We start from the raw sequence: 15,413 nt of genomic DNA on the forward strand, positions 1-15,413 counted from the left end.
TGATGCACGTCAAAGAGGGAAGGGGCAGTTTGTGCCACCATTCTCCTGATCGCTCGGTGCCTCAAAGACAGGCGCGGGCACCTGTGCGAAGGAGTACGGGCCATGGCCCTTCTCATGATCACCAGCTGGCTGGCGCTGCAGCTTCCGACCGGCATCCTCCTCGGGCGTTACCTGGAGCGACAGCCGCTTCTGGTGCCCGTCCGGGTCCGGCGCCGAGCGGCAACCTGACGCCGCGATCCGGGCCTATCCTTCTGTGATTTCCCGCTTAATTTGACTTCGGTATAATCTCCCAGCTATGGAAAGCCGCGCCGGGGCAGGGGACGCCCGCGGGCGATGGGGAACAGACTGGGAAGGCGTTTTCAATGACTTCGACCATGCGGACCGCGCTGCAATGGCTTTGCGGCGGATGCTCTGTGGCAGCCTTGTTCTTCGCCCCCGCCGCCCAGGCGGCCGATCCCCAAAAGGTCGTGGTGTATACGGCACTCCAGGCCGAGCAACTGCCGGTCTACGAGAAGGCCTTCGAGGCAAAGTACCCGAAGTTCGATATCGAATGGGTCCGCGGCACCCCGGCCGAGATCACCGCGAAGCTGCTGGCCGAGAAGGGCGATCCCCAGGCCGATGTCGTCTGGGGCCTCGGCGCCAGCTATCTGATGCAGGCCGACAAGAACGGCCAGCTCGAGCACTACCGCCCGCAGGGCTTCGACCAGATCAAGGACAGCTTCAAGGACCGCCGCACCGGTTGGCCGGTCTGGGTCGGCATGGACGCCTGGGCCAACGCCATCTGCTTCAACACCCAGCTTGCCGCCGAGCGCAAGATCCCGAAGCCGGACGCCTGGAAGGACCTGGTCGAGCCGGTCTACAAGGGCCAGATCGTCATGCCCAACCCGAGTTCCTCGGATACCGGCTTCGCCTCGGTCGCGGGCTGGATCCAGACCTTCGGCGAAACCGGCGGCTGGGACTATATGGACCTCCTGCACGAGAACGTCTCGAGCTATCTCCATTCCGGCGCCAAGTCCTGCGCTGCGGTCGCGACCGGTGACGCCGCGGTCGGCATCTCCTTCGGCTATGCCGGGGTCAAGCTCGCGAACAACGGCTCGCCGATCGAAGTCGTTTTCCCGAAGGAGGGTCTCGGCTGGGAAATGGAGGCGACCGCGGTGGTGAAGGGCGCGAAGCATCTCCAAGGCGCGCAAGCCGTCGCCGATTTCTCCGCCAGCGCCGAAGCCAACACGCTCTACAACAGCTACTACCAGATCCTGGCCCGCAAGGACGTCGCGGCGACTTTGCCGGACAACTATCCCGCCGGCGAAGAGGAAGCGCTGATCGACCCCAACAACTTCGAGGCGGTCGCTGCGCGACGCCAGCAGATCCTCGACGAGTGGGAAAAGCGCTACGGCGGCAAGAACGCGCCGAAGAGCTGAGGCGCGGACGAGTCTTCCCCAGCTGAATACAGCTGCCTCCAACACGTCACCGCGCTGTTATCAAACCGTCACGGTTTCGGAAGAGGTTCCCTTCGCGCGATCCGGAGAGATCGCTGAGGAGAGGGAATCATGCAGATGTTCGGAACTAAATCACGTCTCGCCGGCCTGACGCTGGCGGCGCTGGTCGGCTTTGCCGCTACGGCAGCGGCGAAGGACAAGCTCACCGTCTATACCGCGCTCGAGGAAGAGCAGCTGCCGGTCTACAAGCAGGCCTTCGAGGCCGCGAACCCCAACTACGAGATCGAGTGGGTGCGCGATTCGACCGGCGTCATCACCGCGCGCCTGCTGGCCGAGAAGGCCAACCCGCAGGCCGACGCGATCTGGGGCCTGGCGGCGACCAGCCTGATGGTGCTCGATAAGGAAGGCATGCTTGAGAGCTACAAGCCCGCGGGCTATGCGGACATCAAGGATGACTTCAAGGACAAGCGCGACAACCCGACCTGGGTTGGCATGGACGCCTGGGCCTCGGCGATCTGCTTCAACACGGTCGAGGCCGAGAAGCTCGGCCTGCCGAAGCCGGAGACCTGGAAGGACCTGCTGAAGCCGGTCTATGCGGGCCATATCGTGATGCCGAACCCGAACTCGTCCGGCACCGGCTTCCTCGATGTCGCGGCCTGGCTGCAGATCTTCGGCGAGAAGGAAGGCTGGGCCTACATGGACGGTCTGCACCAGAACATCAACACCTACCTGCACTCTGGCTCGAAGCCCTGCAAGGCTGCTGGCGCCGGTGAATATCCGATCGGCATCTCCTTCTCCTACCCGGGCGTCGTGCTGAAGAACAAGGGCGCGCCGCTCGAGATCATCCTGCCGAAAGATGGGATCGGCTGGGAGATGGAGGCGACCGCGATCATGAAGGGCAGCAAGCACCTCGACGGCGCCAAGGCACTGGCCGACTTCGCCGCCACCGCCGACGCGAACAAGATGTACAACGACTACTATCAGGTCCTGGCCAGCAAGACCGTGCAGGCCAAGTTGCCGGAGAACTACCCGGCCGACGAAGAGAAGCTGATGATCTCGCCGAACGACTTCACGGCCATGGCCGCGAAGCGCGCCGCGATCCTCGAAGAGTGGCAGAAGCGCTACGGCTCCAAGGACGCCCCGAAGAGCTGAGCTGCCGCAGCGGAGAGACCCGTCGACCCCTCACCCTGTCCCTCTCCCGCAAGGGGAGAGGGAACGCTGTGGCGATAGCCTTGACTAGGCTCTCGCGCCTTGCAGCGAAGAAGAACCCCCTCTCCCCTTGCGGGAGAGGGCAGGGGTGAGGGGTCGATCACTCTCACCGCGCAACACTCACGGTCGCGAGCTGTATCATGCCCTACCTCCAGATCTCACATGTCAGCAAATCCTTCGGCAGCTTCCAGGCGCTGAAGGATGTCTCGCTCGACATCGAGGACGGCCGGTTCGTCTGCTTCCTCGGCCCCTCCGGCTGCGGCAAAACCACCTTGCTCCGCGCCATCGCCGGCCTCGACATCCAGACCTCCGGCCGCATCTTGCAAGCCGGCCGGGACATCTCCGCGCTGCCGTCTGCGCAGCGCGATTTCGGCATCGTCTTCCAGTCTTATGCACTGTTCCCGAACCTCTCCGTCGCCGACAACATCGGCTACGGCCTCAAGAACTCCGGCAAGCCGCGCAAGGAAATCGCCACCCGCGTCCAGCAGCTCGCGGAGCTGGTCGGCCTCAACGGCCATGAGCGCAAATACCCGAGCCAGCTTTCCGGCGGCCAGCAGCAGCGCGTGGCGCTCGCCCGCGCCATCGCCATGTCGCCCGGCTTGCTGCTGCTCGACGAACCGTTGTCGGCGCTCGATGCCCGCGTGCGCCTGCACCTGCGCACCGAGTTGAAATCGCTGCAGCGCAAGATCGGCGTCACCACGATCATGGTGACCCACGACCAGGCGGAAGCGCTGGCGATCGCCGATCAGCTGGTGGTCATGAACCACGGTGTGATCGAGCAGGTCGGCACGCCGCAAGAGGTCTACCGGAACCCGAAAACCGCCTTCGTCGCGGACTTCGTCGGTCATATGAACTTCCTCCGTGCCGAGGTGGCGGGCGAGGGGACGGTGCGCGTCGGGCCATTGATGCTCTCTGCCGAAACCGGCGGTCTCGGCGTGGGTGATAGCGTGACGCTCTGCTTCCGCCCCGAGGACATCCAAGTCCGTGGCATCGCCGCCGGCCACAAGAACGCAATCGAGGTCCGGATCGAGGAGATGGAGTTCCTCGGCACCTTCTACCGCGCCGACCTTGCCGTGAACGGCCACCCTGCTTCGCAAAGACTGGGCTCGCCGCGTCTGATGGCGGACTTCTCGATGAATGCCGCCCGGGACCTGGGGTTGGAGCGCGGCAAGGTCATCCCCATCGCGATGCCCGCGGACCGGTTGCGGCTGTTCGGTGAGAAGCGCGGCTGATGGCCGACACCTTCGCCTTCGACCTTGTTTCCGCGCGGCCGCAAGCACCGGCGAAGATCCGCCCGATCGTCGGCCGCGAAGAATGGGGCATGCGGGCCGGGCTCGGCCTGCTGGCGCTTTACCTCGCGGTCACCATCGCCATCCCGCTCTTCATGCTGCTGCGCAAGAGCGTGGAAGACGCGGACGGCAACTTCGTCGGCCTCGCCAATTTCGCGAAGTATTTCGCCGACCCGGCGCTGTCGCTCTCCTTCGAGAACAGCTTCTTCATCTCGATCCTCGGCACCGCCATCACCCTGGCGCTGGCCTTTTGGTATGCCTACGCGATCACCCGAACCTGCATGCCGGCCCGCGGCTTCTTCAAGGCCCTGGCGCTGATCCCGCTGCTGGCACCTTCGCTGCTGCCGGGCCTGGCTCTGGTCTATCTCTTCGGCAACCAGGGCATCTTCAGGGGCGCGATGATGGGCGGGTCGATCTACGGCCCGGTCGGCATCATCATCGGCGAGGTGTTCTTCGCCTTTCCCCATGCGGTTCTGATCATCACCACGGCCCTCGGGATGGCGGACCAGCGCCTCTACGAGGCGGCAGCTGCCATGCGCGCCGGTCCGATGCGCACCTTCTTCACCGTGACCTTGCCCGGCTGCCGCTATGGCGTGATGAGCGCCGGCTTCGTCATCTTCACCTTGATCTTCACCGATTTCGGCGTGCCCAAGGTGATCGGCGGCTCCTATGACGTGCTGGCGACCGACATCTACCAACAGGTGATCGGCCAGTTCAATTTCCAGATGGGCGCCGTCATCGGCCTGTTGCTGCTGGCGCCGGCAGTGATCTCCTTCGCCGCCGACCGCATCACCACCCGCCGCCAGCAATCCATGGTCTCCTCCCGCGCCGTGCCGCTGGAGCCGAAGCCGCGCCCGGCGGTGGACCGCGCCTGCCTCATCTTCTCGCTGCTGGTAGCGCTCTTCCTGCTCGGCGTGATGGGCATGGCGGCATTCGGCAGCGTGGTGAAATTCTGGCCCTACAATCTCACGCTGACGCTGGAGCATTACGACTTCGGCAAGCTCGGCACCGATGGCTGGAACCCCTTCTGGAACAGCCTGAAGCTCTCGGCCTTCACCGCCGTTTTCGGCACCGCGATCGTCTTTACCGGCGCCTACCTCGTGGAGAAGATCCGCGGCTTCGGCGTCGCGCGCTCGGCGGTGCACCTTCTCGCCATGCTGCCGCTGGCGACGCCGGGCCTGGTGCTCGGGCTCTCCTATATCTTCTTCTTCAACAGCCCCGCCAACCCGCTGAACTTCATCTACGCGACGCTGGCGATCCTGATAATCAGCACGATCACGCATTTCTACACGGTCTGCCATTTGACCGCGGTGACCGCGTTGAAGCAGCTCGACGCGGAATTTGAAGCGGTCTCGGCCTCGCTGAAAGTGCCGGTCTGGCGCACCTTCCTGCGTGTCACCGTGCCGGTTTGCCTGCCGGCGATCCTCGACATCGCGATCTATTACTTCGTCAACGCGATGACCACGGTCTCGGCGGTGATCTTTATCTACACCGGCGCCACCAAGCTGATGGCGATCAACGCCCTCAACACCGACGACGCCGGCAACAGCGCCGCCGCCTGCGCCATGGGCATGACCATCGTCCTCACTTGCGCGCTGGTGCGCGGGCTGCATGCACTCGCTGGTCGAACTTTCCTCGCACGGCACCAGGAGTGGCGGCATCGGGCCGGTTGAGGCAAGGGGGAGTCGCCTTGCGATAGGAATTGGCTCAAGATGCACCCTCGACCTGGGGGTGTTCTTGCAAACCTGGACCGATCCGGAACTGGCCAAGTCTACACAGGTCAGGACGCTCTATGACTGGTGGATCGCCAATGCCGGCCCGTCAGGCATCCCGGATCGCGAGTCCTTCGACCTGATCGAGCATCGCCTGCTGATGCCCAACGTCTTGATCTCCGATGTCGAGCCGGAACCGTTCCGCATCCGCTATCGACTGGTTGGTACGCGGGTCGTCCACAATATCGGAGTCGATTTTACCGGCCGTTATCTGGATGAATTTCTCGGCTCGAATTTCACCATTCCCTGGGCGCAGTTTTACCGCCAGGCCTACACCACGCGCCGGCCGCTGATGGGCGTCCTGACCGAGCCGACCCGGAGCGGCAACACCTTCACCTATGAGTTCGGGATCTTTCCGGTCGCGCGCGGCGGCACCGCCGTGGAGCAGTTCATTGCAATCGAGGATTACTTCGACTTCACCCTGAGCTCCGGCGCGCTGGCCGGACTCTGAGCTATGCGCGGCAACCCGCGATCATCGGCTTGAGCGCCGCCGCGGCGCCCTCGGCAGTAAACTGGCCCTTCCAGCCGAACGGCGACATCGAGATCGTGAAGGCCTTGCTGGCGGCGATATCCTCGGCCAGGCGCTGGAACGCCACTTGGGCGTTGAGATCCGACGCCTCGAAAGTGAGCTCCGCATCCTTGGCGACCGCGGTGATCTCGCTGCGCCCGCGATCGGTGGCGAAGGTCAGGGTGTAGCGGTGGTCGTCGGGCACCGAGACCCGGAATTGATGCGAGCGCAAGATGATCTGCGGTGCACCCGTGACCGGGCAGACGAAGATCACCGCGTTTTCCCGCGCGTCCTTGGTGCCGGCATAGCGCGCCCCCTTGTTCTCCAGTCCATCCCAAGGATCCGACTGCGCATAGGCGGCCGCGCTGAATAGCGAGAAGGCGAGGGCCAACATCCACTTCATCGCTTCCGCTCCTGTGCCACCGTTTCCTGCACGATATCCAGGAAGGCCTTCACCAACGGCGTTCCTTTCCGATCGGCGAGGCAGGCCACGTATTCCGTCGAAGCCATCACCGGCCCTTCGAACTCCAAGGCTTTCAGCCGCATGTCGTCGCCGAATTCCGCGCGCGCGACGATGCCGATCCCCAGGCCCGCGGCCACTGCCTCGCGGATCGCTTCGCGGCTGCCGATTTCCAGCACCTCGCCGGTCTTGATCCCGGTCCCCTTGATCGCCGCCTCGAAGCATTGCCGCGTGGTGGAGGAAGGCTCGCGCAGTACCAGGCGATGCCCGGCGAGCTCGGCGATCTTGATCCGTCGGCGTTTGGCCCAGGGATGGGCGCGATCGACGAAGCAGATCAGCTGGTCCTGCCGGAACGGGATGGCATGGATCCGCGGGTCGGGATTCACGTTGGCGGCGATGGCGACGTCAACGCTCTGGTCCAGCAGGTCCTCCTGCAGCTTGGTCGAGTTGCCGATCGACATCGACAGCCGGAGATTGGGATAGCGCCGGTTGAACACCGCCAGGAACGGGATCGAGTGATAGGGCGCGTCGGCGCCGATCCGGAGATGCCCGCGCTTCAGCCCCTTGGCCGAGGTCAGGACCTGCTCGGCCTCGATTTCCAGGCTGAACAGCCGCCAGGTGATCTCCAGCAGCTGCCGCCCGATGTCGGTCAGCTCGATCTTGCGCCGCCGCCGGTCGAACAGGTGCACCCCGTAGCGCTCCTCGAGCGCCCGGACCTGCCCCGACAGGGTTGGCTGGGTGACGTGCAAGTTATTGGCGGCCTTGGTGAAACTGCCCTCGGTGGCGACCGCGTGGAAGGCCCGGAGCTGGCTCTGGCTGAGGCTCATGACAGAATAGGTTGGCCCTATAGGTCACATAACTGTTAACGATTGGATTTATAGTACGAGCCGCGGCCATAATCCAGCCATCCCCATTGGAGAGAGACATGGCGCAAGCGCACGATCCCTGGCTTCTGACCCCCGGCCCGCTCACCACCTCGATGACGGTGAAGCAGGCGATGTTGCACGACTGGGGCTCGCGCGACGCCGGCTTCATCGCCATCAACACCCACATGCGCCGGCGCCTGGTCGAGCTGATCGGCGGCGGCAACGATTTCACCACCGTGCCGATGCAGGGCAGCGGCACCTTCGCGGTGGAGGCGATGCTGGGCAGCTTCGTCGGCCCGAAAGACAAGCTGCTGATCCTGATCAATGGCGCCTACGGCAAGCGCATGGCGAAGATCTGTGAATACGCCAAGCGCGCCGCCGTGCTGCTGGAATGGCCGGAGGACCAGCCGGTTGATCCCGCCAAGGTCCGCGAGACCCTCGCCGCCGACCAGGCGATCACCCATGTCGCCGTTGTTCATTGCGAGACCACCTCGGGCATCTTGAACCCGATCGTCGAAGTCTCCAAGGTCGTCGCCGAAGCCGGACGCAAGTTGCTGATCGACAGCATGAGCGCCTTCGGCGCATTGCCGATCGACGTTGCGTCCGTCACCTTCGACGCGGTCGCCGCTTCCTCGAACAAATGCATCGAAGGCGTGCCGGGCCTGGGCTTCGTGCTCTGCCGCATCGCCGCGCTGGAAAAGACCAAGGGTAATGCCCATTCGCTCACCCTCGACCTGTTCGAGCAGTGGCAGAACCTGGAGAAGACCAGCCAGTACCGCTTCACCCCGCCGATCCATTGCATCGTCGCCTTCGACCAGGCGCTGACTGAGCATGAGGAGGAAGGCGGCGTGCAGGGGCGCGGCGGCCGCTATCGCAACAACCATAGGATCCTGGTCGAGGGCATGCGGGCGCTCGGCTTCGAGACCCTGCTGCCCGATCGCCTGCAAGCGCCGATCATCGTCACCTTCCACATGCCGGCCGATCCAAAATTCGTGTTCGAGAACTTCTACGACGGCCTCAAGGACTGCGGCTTCGTGATCTACCCGGGCAAGCTCACCGTCGCGGACAGCTTCCGCATCGGCTGCATCGGCCGTATCGGCGAGCCTGAGATGAAGGCCTTCCTCGCCGCCGCCAAGGACGTGCTGAACGGAATGGGCGTCGCCTCAGGCCGCCCGCACAACAAGGCGGCGGAGTAAGCGCCCATGAATAACGTCAACAAAAGCATCACCGTCAACGGCAAGAGCTATGCCTGGCCGAAGCAGCCCTTGGTCGTCGTCTGCGTCGACGGCTGCGAGCCGGACTATCTCACCAAGGCCATTGCGGCGGGCGCGATGCCCTGGCTGGCGAAGGTGGTGAAGACCGGCGCCAACCTGATCGGCGATTGCGTGGTGCCGAGCTTCACCAACCCCAACAATCTCTCGATCGTGACCGGCGCGCCGCCCTCCGTGCATGGAATCTGCGGCAACTACCTCTATGACCGCGAGAGCGGGCAGGAGGTGATGATGAACGATCCGAAATTCCTGCGCGCGCCAACCATCCTGGCGGCCTTCGCCGATGCCGGTGCCAAAGTCGCCGTGGTCACCGCCAAGGACAAGCTGCGCCTGTTGCTCGCCAAGGGCATGAAGGGCATCTATTTTTCGGCCGAGAAGGCCGACCAGGCAAACGAGCAGGAGCATGGCATCGGCGACGTGCTGAACTTCGTCGGCAAGCCGCTGCCTTCGGTCTACAGCGCGGATCTCTCGGAATTCGTCTTCGCCGCCGGCGTGAAGCTTCTCAAAGCCAAACGCCCCGACATCATGTATCTCTCGACCACCGACTATATCCAGCACAAATACGCACCGGGCGACGACACCGCCAATGACTTCTACCGCATGATGGACAGCTATCTCGCGGAGATGGACGCCATGGGTGCGGAGATCGTGCTGACCGCCGACCACGGCATGAACGACAAGCACGGCGACGACCTGAAGCCGCAGGTCGTCTACCTCCAGGACGTGCTGGACGGCTGGCTCGGCGCCGCTAAGGCCCGGGTCATCCTGCCGATCACCGACCCTTACGTGGTGCATCACGGCGCGCTCGGCTCCTTCGCCACGGTCTATCTGCCGGAAGGCGCCGACCAGGCCGCCATCATCGCCAAGATCGCCAAGATCCCGGGGATCGAGCTCGCGGTCGATCGCGCCACCGGCTGCAAGAAGTTCGAGCTGCCCGAAGACCGGGTCGGCGACGTGATCGTGGTCTCGGAGAAGCTCTTCGCCATCGGCACCAGCGTCGCCAAGCACGACCTCTCGGGGCTCACGCGCCCATTGCGCTCGCATGGCGGCATGACCGAGCAGAAGGTGCCGGTCATCGTGAACCGCAAGCTGAAAGCCTTGCCGCAGGGCTATCGCTTGCGCAACTTCAGCGCTTTCGACCTCGGCCTCAACTACGCTTCTGACGAAGCCCAACTCGACAAGGCAGTCTGATCCATGGGTGTCATCCGCAAAGAGAAGATGCGCGTCGCCGGCAATTTCGGCACCAACGACCGCAACTTCGACGTCTTCAACCCCTACACCAACCAGGTGGTCGGTACCTGTCCGAAGGCCACGGTCGACGACATCCGCCAGGCCTTCGCGGTCGCCAAGGCCTATAAGCCGACGTTCTCCCGCGCCGACCGCAGCGCGATCCTGCGCAAGACCGCCGAGATCCTGGTCGCGCGCCGCCAGCAGATCGCCGAGCTGATCACTGCGGAATCGGGGCTCAGCCTCAAGGACACGCTCTACGAGGTCGGCCGCGCCTATGACGTCTTCCATCTGGCGTCGGGCATCGTGATCAAGGATGACGGCGAGATCTTCTCCTGCGACATCACCCCGCACGGCAAGAAGCGCCGGATCTACACCCAGCGCGACCCGCTGCTGGGCGTCATCTCGGCGATCACGCCGTTCAACCATCCGCTGAACCAGGTCGCGCACAAGGTGGCGCCGTCGATCGCCACCAACAACCGCATGGTGCTGAAGCCCTCCGAGAAGACGCCGCTCTCGGCGTTGATGCTGGCCGACGTGCTCTACGAGGCCGGCCTGCCGCGCGAGATGTTCCAGGTGGTGACCGGCGACCCCAAGGAAATCGCCGACTCCCTGCTGACCGACCCCAACGTCGATCTCATCACCTTCACCGGCGGCGTCTCGGTCGGCAAGTATATCTCGGCCCATATGGGCTATCGCCGCGCCGTGCTGGAATTGGGCGGCAACGACCCGCTGATCGTCATGGAAGACGCCGATATCGAGGAAGCGGCCACTCTCGCCGTCGCCGGCTCCTACAAGAATTCCGGCCAGCGCTGCACCGCGGTAAAGCGGATGATCGTCCACGAAACCGTCGCCGACAAGTTCGTGGAGCTGCTGCTCGCCAAGACCAGGGCGATCAAATACGGCGATCCGATGAATCCGGACACCGACATGGGCACCGTGATCGACGAGGCCTCGGCGATCTATTGCGAGGAAGCGGTCAACGAGGCGGTGAAGGCGGGCGCCAAGCTGCTCCACGGCAACATCCGCAAGGGCGCCCTGTATTCGCCGACCGTGGTCGACCACGTTCCCTATGACTGCCGCCTGGTGAAGATCGAGACCTTCGGCCCGGTCTCGCCGGTGATCCGGGTGAAGAATATCGACGAGGCAATTAAGGTCTCGAACTCGACGGCTTACGGGCTTTCTTCCGGCGTCTGCACCAACCGCCTCGACTACATCACCCGCTTCGTGCGCGAGCTGGAAGTCGGCACCGTCAACGTCCGGGAGGTGCCCGGCTATCGGATCGAGATGTCGCCCTTCGGCGGCATCAAGGATTCCGGCCTCGGCTACAAGGAGGGCGTGATCGAGGCGATGAAATGCTTTACCAACGTGAAGACCTATTCACTGCCCTGGAACTGAGTGCCGATGTCCGATCCTAACCGCCGTCCCGCCGTCGCCGAGGTGCATGAAGGCGGCATCACGGTCCGCTGGAGCGACAAGTCGCCGACCCACCTGCCGAATTTCTGGCTGCGCGACAACTGCCGCTGCGCCAAATGCCGGCATCCCGGCAACGGGCAGAAGCTCTACGAGATCGTCGACCTGCCGGCCGATCTCGCCGCGCTCGAAGCCATGGTCGGGGCGGATGGCACGGTCAAGGTGCTGTGGTCCGACGGCCACCGTTCGGAATACGGCGCCGAATGGCTGAACGCTCATGACCTGATCGCCTCGGCGCGCAGCGCGCGGCAACTCAAGCCGCAACATTGGGGCAAGGCGCTGGAAAGCGATCTCCCGGTCGGCGACTGGCCGCAGATGCTGCAGGATCCCACAAAGGAGCTGGCCTGGCTCGACCGCTACGCCGCGCTCGGCTTCGGCCTGCTGCGGAACGTGCCGACCCAGCTCGGCATGGTCGCCGAGGTCGGCGATCACCTCGGCTTCGTCCGCGTCACCAATTACGGCCGGCTGTTCGACGTGATCTCGGTGCCGAACCCGAACAACCTCGCCAATACCTCGCTCGGCCTCGGCGTCCATTCCGACAATCCCTACCGCCATCCCTCGCCTGGCGTGCAGCTGCTGCATTGCCTGGAGGCGGGCGCCCCCGGGGGAGACACCTTGCTGGTGGACGGCTTCCACGCGGCGGAAATCCTGCGCAAGGAGAACCCCGGCGCCTTCGCCTTGCTCTCGACCGTGCCGATGACCTTCCGCTTCAGCGACGACAAGGCCGAGCTCGAAGCGCGGCAGACCCTGATCACCGCCGACATGGACGGTGTCGTCACCGCGGTCCATTTCAACAACCGCTCCGCGGACTGGCTCGACGCGCCGATCGATCTCGCCGCGCGCTGGTACAGCGCCTACCGCATCTTCGCCCAGATCCTGAAGCGCCCCGAGCTCGAACTGGTCTTCCGCCTCGGTCCCGGCGATCTCGTGGTGATGCAGAACGACCGCGCGCTGCATGGCCGCACCGCCTTCGATCCCAATCTCGGTCGCCGCCACCTGCAGGGCTGCTACATCGACCGCGACGGCATCGAAAGTCGCCGCCTCGTGTTGAAGCGCCGCACCACCAACCGCACGGACGCCGCGGCATGAGCACCATGGAAGAGATCCGCGCCGCCTTCGCGAAGCGCGGCCATGAGGGCTACGGCGAAGGCGTCAGCCAGCTCGAGCATGCGCTGCAATGCGCGGTCTTTGCCGAGCGGGACGGGGCGTCGGAGCCACTGATCGTCGCGACCCTGCTGCACGATATCGGCCATATGCTCCATGACCTGCCGGAGGACATCGCCGATTCCGGCATCGATACCCAGCATGAGTCCCTGGGCTCGGCCTGGCTGTCGCAGCATTTCGGACCCGAGGTGAGCGAGCCGGTCCGGCTGCATGTCGCGGCCAAACGCTATCTCTCGGCCCGCGAAGCGGGCTATTTCGACCTGCTGTCGGAGGCGTCAAAACTGTCGCTGCGGCTGCAGGGCGGCCCGATGAACGCGGAAGAGCAGGCCAAATTCGGAGCCGAGCGCTTCTACAAGGACGCCGTAGCACTCCGGCGCTGGGACGACGAGGGCAAGATCCTCGGCCTGAAAACCCCGGATCTCGGCCATTTCGCGCCGATGATCGAACGCAGCCTGCGCCGCTAGTCCACCAGACCCCTGCATAGCCGCTTATTTTCGGGAACCTGTCAGCGCGGTTGCCGTTTTTTCCTCATATGCGCGGGTTGGCGAACGAGCCGCGCTCCCCTTATGAGGAGGGCTGCGCCATGGCGACCTATCAGACGGCGGGACATCACCCGGATCATCTCAAGCATGAGCTCCGGCCCGACCACGAGATTCAAGATACCGAGGGTCACCCGACCGTCGGCATCGAAGATGCGCGCGCGGCGGAGACCACCGGACGCGTCCGCATCATCCTGGCGGTGTCATTCGCGCTGGCGGTGATCTGCCTCGGCGTGGTGATGCTCACCTTCGCCAGCGGGATCTGATTTAACATTCTGGAGATGGCTCGACCGCCGTCGCGCTTGCGGCTACCGCAACGCGGCGGCGTTTCGATTCTGGGCTAAGCGGCTTTCGCGCAAGCGGGGCAGGTGCCCTGCAATTCCACGGTGAACCGGCTCACCGTGAACCCCGCCTCGGCGGCGCTCTTCTTCACCGCATTGGCGATGCCGCGGTCGTCGATCTCGACGGCGGCGCTGCAGTTCGTGCAAATCAGGAACTGGCTGACATGCCGGTCTTCCGGATGGTCGCAGCCGACGAAGGCGTTCAGGCTCTCGATCCGGTGGATCAGCCCTTGCTCCATCAGGAAGTCCAGCGCGCGGTAGACCGTCGGCGGCGCCGCCGCTTTGTCGCCCTCGCGCAGATCGTCCAGGATCGCATAGGCCCCCACCGGCCGATGGCTGTTCCAGACCAGCTCCAGCACCCGGCGGCGGAGCGGGGTCAGTCTGGCCCCACGCTTGGCGCAAACCGTCTCGGCCAGCCCCAACGCGTCCGCAATGCAGCGGGTGTGGTCATGCGGGGCGGTGGGCTGGATCTGGTGCGTGTCCAAGGGGGCAGTCCCTCAGGTCAAACCGTTGCAAACATTGCAATCATAGCTGTCCGTCAGGTGGGGCGCGATGGGCATCCACGCAAGCCCGGGCCGAGCTTTATTTATTCCACACAACAGTGTGAAATACATTGATTTGTGGGCAATGATCTTGACTTAAGGGGGTCCGAATACGTATTTGAGAGAACAGGAAAACTTCTCAATCCGGCTTATTAGCGAACGATCTGTGTAAATTAAACCAAGATGCAGTCTTTCCCGATTTTCATGCGGCTCTCGGGCCGCCCGGTCCTGGTGGTCGGCAGCGGTCACGCCGCCGAAGCGAAGCAGCGCCTGCTCGAAGCCGCCGGCGCGCGAGTCGACCGCTCGGACCGGATCGACTCGCTCGCAGGTTATGCGCTGGTCTTCGGCGCGACCGGTGACGATGCGCGCGATGCCGCGGTCTCGGAAGCGGCACGGCGCGCCGGCATTCCGGTCAATGTGGTCGACCGTCCCGAGCTTTCCGATTTCATCATGCCGGCGGTGGTCGATCGCGGTGAGATCGTGATCGGCATCTCGACCGGCGGCAGCGCGCCGATCCTGGCGCAGCGCATCCGGGCGACGATCGAAGATGTGCTGCCGAACGGCCTCGACCGCCTGGCCAACTTCGCCCGGCGCTTCCGCGCCGCGGTGCAGACCCGCGTCACCGACAGCGCCACGCGCCGCCGCTTCTGGGAGCGCTTCTTCGAGGGCGAGGGCGCCGATCTGGTGATGGCCGGCGAAGACTTCCGCGCCGCCCGCAAGATCATCCGCGACCTCAATGCATCCAATGCTGTTGAGAGTGGGGCAGGATCGGTCACCGTGATCGAACTCGCCTCCAACCGCAGCGACGATCTCACCCTCGGCACCTTGCGCGCGCTGCGCCAGGCCGACGTGATCTCCCATGATGCGAACGTCGCTCCGGAAATACTGGATTACGCCCGCCGCGACGCGCGCCGGGTCGATCTCAACAGCGACCTGCCGCAAGACGCGCGGGTCGTGGTGCTGCGCGCGCCCGCCGCCGCCAAACGTGTGGGAGTTGCCCAATGACCGTCCACGTCGTCACCGCCAATCGCCTGCGCGACGGCGTGATCGTCTGGCTGAAGGCCGACCACAGTTGGTCGGAGGACTATGCTGAGAGCAAGCTGCTGCGCGACGAGACCGAAGCCAAAACCGCGCTCGACGCCGCCGGCATCGACGTGAAGGCGCAGTTGATCGTCGGTCCCTATCTCGCCGAGTTCAAGGAGACGCCGGAAGGCCTGCAGGCCGCCAGCGCCCGCGAGCGGATCCGGGCCAGCCGGCTGCCCACCATTGTGCCGGACCAGGGCTCCTGGACCGGCCGGATTGCAGGTTGAGCTGAA

Annotated in this window: 17 protein-coding genes; 14 read left to right on the forward strand and 3 right to left on the reverse strand. The window is 64.5% G+C overall.

What is annotated here, in order from left to right:
* Positions 1-102: 102 nt before the first annotated feature.
* From ACYQ4T_RS21605 to ACYQ4T_RS21630, 6 genes are all read left to right on the forward strand, one after another.
* Positions 103-228 carry a hypothetical protein gene (locus tag ACYQ4T_RS21605; RefSeq protein ID WP_459858657.1) on the forward strand — a complete coding sequence of 42 codons (126 nt, stop codon included), beginning with the start codon at positions 103-105 and terminating at the stop codon, positions 226-228.
* A 134-nt stretch (positions 229-362) separates the two neighbouring features.
* The gene (locus ACYQ4T_RS21610) at positions 363-1,418 is read left to right on the forward strand and encodes a putative 2-aminoethylphosphonate ABC transporter substrate-binding protein (RefSeq protein WP_459858658.1); all 1,056 of its coding nucleotides are present in this window, start codon (positions 363-365) and stop codon (positions 1,416-1,418) included.
* Between the two features lie 129 nt (positions 1,419-1,547).
* Positions 1,548-2,588: a putative 2-aminoethylphosphonate ABC transporter substrate-binding protein gene (locus ACYQ4T_RS21615; protein WP_459858659.1), complete on the forward strand. Its 1,041-nt coding sequence runs from the start codon at positions 1,548-1,550 to the stop codon at positions 2,586-2,588.
* A gap of 197 nt (positions 2,589-2,785) precedes the next feature.
* Positions 2,786-3,877, forward strand: a complete 1,092-nt coding sequence (locus ACYQ4T_RS21620) for a putative 2-aminoethylphosphonate ABC transporter ATP-binding protein (protein ID WP_459858660.1) — start codon at positions 2,786-2,788, stop codon at positions 3,875-3,877.
* Positions 3,877-5,607 (forward strand): putative 2-aminoethylphosphonate ABC transporter permease subunit, encoded by a 1,731-nt coding sequence (locus ACYQ4T_RS21625; protein ID WP_459858661.1) that lies wholly within the window; start codon positions 3,877-3,879, stop codon positions 5,605-5,607. Before ACYQ4T_RS21620 ends, ACYQ4T_RS21625 begins: the two co-directional genes overlap by 1 nt.
* Before the next feature lie 64 nt (positions 5,608-5,671).
* Positions 5,672-6,157: a PAS domain-containing protein gene (locus ACYQ4T_RS21630; protein WP_459858662.1), complete on the forward strand. Its 486-nt coding sequence runs from the start codon at positions 5,672-5,674 to the stop codon at positions 6,155-6,157.
* A 1-nt stretch (position 6,158) separates the two neighbouring features.
* Here the strand turns inward: ACYQ4T_RS21630 and ACYQ4T_RS21635 are convergent, their stop codons facing one another.
* The gene (locus ACYQ4T_RS21635; protein WP_459858663.1) at positions 6,159-6,617 is read right to left on the reverse strand and encodes a hypothetical protein; all 459 of its coding nucleotides are present in this window, start codon (positions 6,615-6,617) and stop codon (positions 6,159-6,161) included.
* Entirely contained in the window at positions 6,614-7,501 is an 888-nt protein-coding gene (locus tag ACYQ4T_RS21640) for a LysR substrate-binding domain-containing protein (protein WP_459858665.1), read from the reverse strand. The genes ACYQ4T_RS21635 and ACYQ4T_RS21640 overlap by 4 nt, the downstream gene beginning before the upstream one ends.
* A 98-nt stretch (positions 7,502-7,599) precedes the next feature.
* On the opposite strand from ACYQ4T_RS21640, the gene ACYQ4T_RS21645 reads away from it, so the two are divergent.
* The 6 genes from ACYQ4T_RS21645 (at position 7,600) to ACYQ4T_RS21670 (ending at position 13,480) form a co-directional block, all read left to right on the forward strand.
* Complete coding sequence (locus ACYQ4T_RS21645; RefSeq protein ID WP_459858666.1) at positions 7,600-8,736, forward strand: 2-aminoethylphosphonate--pyruvate transaminase; 1,137 nt, start codon at positions 7,600-7,602, stop codon at positions 8,734-8,736.
* Between the two features lie 6 nt (positions 8,737-8,742).
* Positions 8,743-10,002 carry a phosphonoacetate hydrolase gene (gene phnA / locus ACYQ4T_RS21650; RefSeq protein ID WP_459858667.1) on the forward strand — a complete coding sequence of 420 codons (1,260 nt, stop codon included), beginning with the start codon at positions 8,743-8,745 and terminating at the stop codon, positions 10,000-10,002.
* 3 nt (positions 10,003-10,005) lie between these two features.
* Positions 10,006-11,436, forward strand: a complete 1,431-nt coding sequence (gene phnY, locus ACYQ4T_RS21655; RefSeq protein WP_459858668.1) for a phosphonoacetaldehyde dehydrogenase — start codon at positions 10,006-10,008, stop codon at positions 11,434-11,436.
* A 6-nt stretch (positions 11,437-11,442) separates the two neighbouring features.
* Positions 11,443-12,600 (forward strand): 2-trimethylaminoethylphosphonate dioxygenase, encoded by a 1,158-nt coding sequence (gene tmpA, locus ACYQ4T_RS21660; protein WP_459858669.1) that lies wholly within the window; start codon positions 11,443-11,445, stop codon positions 12,598-12,600.
* The gene (locus tag ACYQ4T_RS21665) at positions 12,597-13,139 is read left to right on the forward strand and encodes a phosphonate degradation HD-domain oxygenase (RefSeq protein WP_459858670.1); all 543 of its coding nucleotides are present in this window, start codon (positions 12,597-12,599) and stop codon (positions 13,137-13,139) included. The genes tmpA and ACYQ4T_RS21665 overlap by 4 nt, the downstream gene beginning before the upstream one ends.
* A gap of 119 nt (positions 13,140-13,258) precedes the next feature.
* Entirely contained in the window at positions 13,259-13,480 is a 222-nt protein-coding gene (locus ACYQ4T_RS21670; protein ID WP_459858672.1) for a hypothetical protein, read from the forward strand.
* Between the two features lie 74 nt (positions 13,481-13,554).
* Here the strand turns inward: ACYQ4T_RS21670 and ACYQ4T_RS21675 are convergent, their stop codons facing one another.
* Positions 13,555-14,040, reverse strand: a complete 486-nt coding sequence (locus ACYQ4T_RS21675; protein ID WP_459858673.1) for a transcriptional repressor — start codon at positions 14,038-14,040, stop codon at positions 13,555-13,557.
* Positions 14,041-14,280: 240 nt separating this feature from the next.
* On the opposite strand from ACYQ4T_RS21675, the gene ACYQ4T_RS21680 reads away from it, so the two are divergent.
* Positions 14,281-15,102, forward strand: a complete 822-nt coding sequence (locus ACYQ4T_RS21680; RefSeq protein WP_459858674.1) for a precorrin-2 dehydrogenase/sirohydrochlorin ferrochelatase family protein — start codon at positions 14,281-14,283, stop codon at positions 15,100-15,102.
* Positions 15,099-15,407 carry a DUF2849 domain-containing protein gene (locus ACYQ4T_RS21685; protein ID WP_459858676.1) on the forward strand — a complete coding sequence of 103 codons (309 nt, stop codon included), beginning with the start codon at positions 15,099-15,101 and terminating at the stop codon, positions 15,405-15,407. Before ACYQ4T_RS21680 ends, ACYQ4T_RS21685 begins: the two co-directional genes overlap by 4 nt.
* Positions 15,408-15,413: the final 6 nt, after the last annotated feature.

The organism is Dongia sp. agr-C8, assembly GCF_054658695.1.

What these genes read in the sequence shown, in the direction of transcription:
- ACYQ4T_RS21605 (WP_459858657.1), top strand. Translation starts at nt 103, where the DNA reads ATGGCCCTTCTCATGATCACCAGCTGGCTGGCGCTGCAGCTTCCGACC.
- ACYQ4T_RS21610 (WP_459858658.1), top strand. Translation starts at nt 363, where the DNA reads ATGACTTCGACCATGCGGACCGCGCTGCAATGGCTTTGCGGCGGATGC.
- ACYQ4T_RS21615 (WP_459858659.1), top strand. Translation starts at nt 1,548, where the DNA reads ATGCAGATGTTCGGAACTAAATCACGTCTCGCCGGCCTGACGCTGGCG.
- ACYQ4T_RS21620 (WP_459858660.1), top strand. Translation starts at nt 2,786, where the DNA reads ATGCCCTACCTCCAGATCTCACATGTCAGCAAATCCTTCGGCAGCTTC.
- ACYQ4T_RS21625 (WP_459858661.1), top strand. Translation starts at nt 3,877, where the DNA reads ATGGCCGACACCTTCGCCTTCGACCTTGTTTCCGCGCGGCCGCAAGCA.
- ACYQ4T_RS21635 (WP_459858663.1), bottom strand. Translation starts at nt 6,617, where the DNA reads ATGAAGTGGATGTTGGCCCTCGCCTTCTCGCTATTCAGCGCGGCCGCC.
- ACYQ4T_RS21640 (WP_459858665.1), bottom strand. Translation starts at nt 7,501, where the DNA reads ATGAGCCTCAGCCAGAGCCAGCTCCGGGCCTTCCACGCGGTCGCCACC.
- ACYQ4T_RS21645 (WP_459858666.1), top strand. Translation starts at nt 7,600, where the DNA reads ATGGCGCAAGCGCACGATCCCTGGCTTCTGACCCCCGGCCCGCTCACC.
- phnA (WP_459858667.1), top strand. Translation starts at nt 8,743, where the DNA reads ATGAATAACGTCAACAAAAGCATCACCGTCAACGGCAAGAGCTATGCC.
- phnY (WP_459858668.1), top strand. Translation starts at nt 10,006, where the DNA reads ATGGGTGTCATCCGCAAAGAGAAGATGCGCGTCGCCGGCAATTTCGGC.
- tmpA (WP_459858669.1), top strand. Translation starts at nt 11,443, where the DNA reads ATGTCCGATCCTAACCGCCGTCCCGCCGTCGCCGAGGTGCATGAAGGC.
- ACYQ4T_RS21665 (WP_459858670.1), top strand. Translation starts at nt 12,597, where the DNA reads ATGAGCACCATGGAAGAGATCCGCGCCGCCTTCGCGAAGCGCGGCCAT.
- ACYQ4T_RS21670 (WP_459858672.1), top strand. Translation starts at nt 13,259, where the DNA reads ATGGCGACCTATCAGACGGCGGGACATCACCCGGATCATCTCAAGCAT.
- ACYQ4T_RS21680 (WP_459858674.1), top strand. Translation starts at nt 14,281, where the DNA reads ATGCAGTCTTTCCCGATTTTCATGCGGCTCTCGGGCCGCCCGGTCCTG.
- ACYQ4T_RS21685 (WP_459858676.1), top strand. Translation starts at nt 15,099, where the DNA reads ATGACCGTCCACGTCGTCACCGCCAATCGCCTGCGCGACGGCGTGATC.